The 4,836-nt window shown below is 40.8% G+C and carries 4 protein-coding genes and 1 pseudogene; 4 read left to right on the top strand and 1 reads right to left on the bottom strand.

Annotation, left to right across the window (positions count from 1 at the left end):
* The 3 genes and pseudogenes from BFP75_RS18095 to BFP75_RS18085 form a co-directional block, all read left to right on the top strand.
* Window positions 1-173 (top strand): annotated as a pseudogene (locus tag BFP75_RS18095) (IS5 family transposase); the annotation flags it as partial.
* 69 nt (window positions 174-242) lie between these two features.
* Entirely contained in the window at window positions 243-1,370 is a 1,128-nt protein-coding gene (locus BFP75_RS18090; RefSeq protein ID WP_206073573.1) for a DUF4249 domain-containing protein, read from the top strand.
* On the top strand, window positions 1,321-3,792 hold the full coding sequence (locus BFP75_RS18085; RefSeq protein WP_240531826.1) for a TonB-dependent receptor domain-containing protein: 2,472 nt from the start codon (window positions 1,321-1,323) through the stop codon (window positions 3,790-3,792). The genes BFP75_RS18090 and BFP75_RS18085 overlap by 50 nt, the downstream gene beginning before the upstream one ends.
* Before the next feature lie 2 nt (window positions 3,793-3,794).
* Here the strand turns inward: BFP75_RS18085 and BFP75_RS18080 are convergent, their stop codons facing one another.
* Complete coding sequence (locus tag BFP75_RS18080) at window positions 3,795-4,124, bottom strand: T9SS type A sorting domain-containing protein (protein WP_099546751.1); 330 nt, start codon at window positions 4,122-4,124, stop codon at window positions 3,795-3,797.
* 258 nt (window positions 4,125-4,382) lie between these two features.
* On the opposite strand from BFP75_RS18080, the gene BFP75_RS18075 reads away from it, so the two are divergent.
* Window positions 4,383-4,658, top strand: coding sequence for a hypothetical protein (locus tag BFP75_RS18075; protein WP_099546750.1), 276 nt, complete (start codon window positions 4,383-4,385; stop codon window positions 4,656-4,658).
* The last annotated feature ends 178 nt before the right edge of the window (window positions 4,659-4,836 follow it).

Raw genomic sequence — 4,836 nt, 5'->3', positions numbered from 1 at the left:
ACCTATACGATGAAAGATATGCCGTGGAAAGGGCGAATGCATGGATGGACAGCTACCGTTCCCTGCTCAACAGGTTCGATACGACCACCGAAAGCTGGAAAGGATTCAACTATTTGGCATTCATTGCGATAGCGTTGAAAAAATTCAAGAAAAAGAAAAAAATAAAAGTTTAAACCACTTCGGTAAGTATGTGGATTCCTTCATTTTTTAGTAGCCTTGATAATTTTTGTTCCAATAATTTTTTGCTAAGGCCATTTACCAGAATTGTTGCCATTTCTTTTTTGCTTTACGGTTGCATCGATCCGGTTTCTCCGGAATTTGATTATGAGGAAGGGCTTATTTTTATCGAAGGATTTGCAACTTCCAATAGCGGTGCCTCATATGTAGACATCAATGAATCCGTAACGGAATTTGGTGTTAGGGGTTTAAAATTTATTACAGGGGCTTCGGTAAATGTCGAAAATCTGGATAGCGGCCTAACCATTGGTTTTGAAGAATCTGAAGATGCCTATTTGGCACCTTTGGATTTTAAGGTCTCGCCCGGGGAACGCTGGAAACTCATCGTGGTCATGCCCAATGGAACGGTTTATGAGTCGGAGCCCGAAATTGTTTTAACGCCAGTTCCTATTTCCAATGTGTCAATCGATTATGACGCGGAGTTGGAGTTTAGACCCTCGGTTAACGGATTCATACCTGGGCACAGAATATCAGTGAGTTTTGAGGATCCTATTGGATCCGAAAATAATTACTATTGGAGCTATCGCTCTTTTGAAAATTTGGATTATTGTATTCGTTGTAACGAGGGTATCTATAGAAATGGAGGTTGTATCCCCTATGATTTAAGTGGGAGGCTTTATAGATATTTTGACTATATCTGCGAAACGGAATGCTGGACTATCAGGTATCCCGAATCGGTAAATATATTTGATGATACCTTTTCCAATGGTAAAACGGTAACCGGTCTGGAAGTGGGTTCATTGCCATTATACACGAAGGAAAATATGGTAGTGGAGGTTCAACAATTTTCCTTGACACCTGCTGCCTATAAATATTACAAAGTATTAAAGGATATTGTGGACAATGCATCGGGTTTCAATGCCCCTCCCCCTGCAGCCTTAATTGGAAATTTATACAATGTAAACGATTCAGAGGAATTTGTCTTGGGCAGGTTTACAGCAGCCGCTTCATCGGTAGTCAATGTGTTTGTGGAAAGGGAGCTTATTAACGAAGCTGCCATAGCGACCAGGCAACCTCCTGCAGTTTCCTTGGAGCCTACGATAGGTTCACCCTATCCTCCACCGGCAACCAATTTGGCCCCTTGTGAGGAATCTAGATATAGAACCGCAATTGAACCCGAGGGTTGGCAGTAATAACGAACAAATGAGCATAAAGAACCATTACTTTTTAATCGTAGTATTACTCCTTTCTGGTTTTTCATCCTATGCAGAGGATTATACCTTGTCTTTAATTGTTATAAACGAGGAGACGAATATTCCCCTAGAAAATGCCCAAATTTCCATTACACCTTGTAACTGCGGGGGAATAAGCAATGAGGCAGGAAGATTTTCAATCAATTTACCTCGTGGTGAATACAGGGCAACAGTCAATTTCATTGGGTTTACAACGGAGGTTTTGAATGTTCAATTGAATGAGAGTAAAGTGATGACGGTAAAACTTTGGCCACAGGAAGAACAACTTTCCGAAGTTGTGGTCCGTGCCAAGCGTATCTTGGACAATGTGGAAACCCCGCAAATGGGGGCATTGGAACTGAATGCCCAAGAGCTTAAAAAAATACCGGCCGCGATTGGAGAATTTGATGTGCTTAGGGGCATGACATTATTAGCGGGCGTTAATAATGCCGGTGAGCTCAGTAACGGGCTATCGGTACGGGGTGGGTCGTTGGACCAAAACCTATTGCTCTATGATTACGCCCCAGTTTTTAATCCTACGCATCTTTTTGGATTGTTCTCGGTGTTTACCCCAGAGGCCGTGTCTTCAGTGGATTTGTATCGTGCCAATATTCCGGCAAGGTACGGAGGTAGGACTACCTCAGTGCTCGATGTAAAAGTTAAAAATCCATACACCAATAAGTTTAAGTTGAGTGGTGGGGTGGGCATTATTTCAAGTCGCTTGGCCATTGAAACCCCTATAATAAAGGATAAATTAATGGTCAGTCTTGGAGGAAGGGCAGGCTTTACCGATTTTCTTTTGCCCATTTTTTCAGAAAGGTTAAAAAATACTAAGGCCAATTTTCAGGATGCGACCCTAAAATTATTGTATTTGCCCACGGATAACGACCAAATATCCTTTACGGGTTTTTACTCAAAGGATTTCTATCAGCTGGATTTGATAACAAAAATTCAAAATATCAATGCGGAGAATAACCAATTTGATTTTAGGACATTGAACGGAACCCTTAATTGGACCCACAGTTTTAGCAATGATCTAATTTTACGGACCATGCTCGTGACGAGTGATTATAATCCCAAAACCATTTTCCCGGAACAGGAGAGCGATAATGAAATAGAGTTTGACTCCGGCATCAATTACCTGAGCTTTGTTTCAGAATTGTCAAATACTATAAGCGATAAAGTAGACTATTACGGTGGGATTCAGGTCAACAAGTATACCATTCAACCTGGTAATTTGAATCCGGGAAACGGCAACAGCATTTTACCAGTGGATTTGGCACAGGAAAATAGCTATGTGTTCTCAGGATTTGGAAATTTAAATTGGTTATTGGGCGAAAAGCTTAAATTTTCCGCCGGCCTGCGTTTTAACCATTTTGTATTCGTGGGGCCCTATACTCAAGGTTCTTTTGACGACATTACGGGCGAACTTTTGGGAACTACCGTTTTTGAAAAAGGTGCCGGGGTTAAAACGTACAACGATTTGGAACCCAGGATAGGACTTAACTATAAATTGGGAGAGGTAACCTCTATCAAGGCCAGTTATGCCAGATTGAATCAATACCTTCAAAACGTTTATAATTCAACAACTCCTCTGCCCACTTCACGATGGAAAACTTCGGACCCTAATATCCTTCCCCAAAACAGTGACGCCTATGGTTTTGGTATTTATACGGGCGTTGCTGACAATAGCATTGAACTGGGTTTGGAGGGCTATTATAGAACATCCGATAACAATCTTACCTACAAGCCCGGTGCAGATTTCTTTTTGCAGGAATATCTGGAAAGGGATATCGTACAGGCCGAAGGTGAGGCCTATGGGGTTGAATTGAGTTTCAGGAAACCCAAGGGGAAGTTCAACGGATGGTTCAACTATACCTGGTCTAGAAGTCTATTGCGGTCCCAAAATGAGCGTTTGGCCGATAGAATAAACAATAATGAATGGTTTCCCTCAGATTTCGATAGACCACATGTATTTAACGGGACCGTAAATTTTGAGGGAGATCCCTACAATACTTGGAGTTTCAATTTTACCGCCCAGACGGGCAGACCATATACGGTAGCAAATAGTGTGTTTAAAATAGAAGATCTGGACGTTCCCATTTTTTTGGAAAGGAACAATGCCAGATTGCGCCCATATCACAGGCTGGATTTTTCTTGGAAGGTATCCTATGGTAAAAACCCAAACAGAAAATGGAAAGGTGATTGGATTTTTACCATTTACAATGTGTACGGAAGGAGAAACCCTTTCAATGTGTATTACACACAAAGACAGGGAGTAGAGGATGGTGCCATATTTTTGGATAGTCCTCTGGGCTCCTATGAGCTCTCTGTATTGAATAGCCCCTTACTTGCGTTGACCTACAATTTTGTTTTCGATTAGACCTATTGCTTCAAAAATTTCTTTTGGACTTTTTGCTCCGTTGACCGGATGGAGATTAGATAGATACCTGGTCCTAAATGCGCTATGGGAATATTCAAGGCATTGTTCTTAATTTCCCATTGATACCCCATTAAAGTATTGCCATAGGTATCCGTGATTATGATGGAGGCCTTCTTGCTATTCCATAGGCCAAGCACGTTTATGACATTGGTAGCAGGGTTGGGAAAGACTTTTACTTCCTTTTCGGATGAATTCTGGTCTAAACCTTTTTCTTGTTGTGAAAATAAAAGGTTGGTGAACAAACAAATTGACAAAAGTGCTATTCGTTTCATAGGACTAAAGGCGATATGGAAGCTAAACAAATAATGCCTTAAAAATTCTCTTTAGTACCTTTTTAAGAGTCTTTAACGTTTACGCTTCCTTTATTCATATGGCAGTACTACAACGATTGAAATAATGTTATATTGATACAATACGCTATGAAAATGCATTATTTAGGGTAAAATAGCATAGAAATTGGTGAAAATTCTTGTTTTCGCCGGCAAAAAAGATCATCAATTTTGTACCGTATAATTTTAATATACGGAGTTATGAAACAAAGAAAAGTATACCCAACAATTTGGCAACCAATTCCATTTTCATTGGATATGATGGATTATTGGTACACGAATGGGCACAGAATACCTGATTTGACCCTTGTAAACGACATGGCCTTGAACAGGGGAGTGTCTGAAATGATATTGAACGTTTCAAAAATATCGGTTGTGGACGATAATGGAAAGGAACATTTTATGCCCAACTTCAAAGGGAATGAGGCCCTAAACCTAAAAGGCTTGCATACTGGCTTGTATTTAAAAACCAATTGACTTAGGTACTTAATCAATAACGATAGAAGTAGTAAATTCGGGGAAACAAACATCAAGAACATGGAGCAAAGATTCAAGAGCATGTCCCTTTTCGACTTTATGGAGAAATTCCCGGACACGGACAGCTGCCTGTCGCATCTGGCCTGGCTAAAGTGGGACGGGGGCTACAGGTGCCCCA

The sequence above is a fragment of the Maribacter sp. 4G9 genome (genome assembly GCF_002742265.1).
Lineage (GTDB): Bacteria > Bacteroidota > Bacteroidia > Flavobacteriales > Flavobacteriaceae > Maribacter.
Note: the sequence above shows the minus strand (reverse complement) of the source record. Positions and strands in the feature narration are given on the sequence as shown.

What these genes read in the sequence shown, in the direction of transcription:
- BFP75_RS18080 (WP_099546751.1), bottom strand. Translation starts at nt 4,124, where the DNA reads ATGAAACGAATAGCACTTTTGTCAATTTGTTTGTTCACCAACCTTTTA.
- BFP75_RS18075 (WP_099546750.1), top strand. Translation starts at nt 4,383, where the DNA reads ATGAAACAAAGAAAAGTATACCCAACAATTTGGCAACCAATTCCATTT.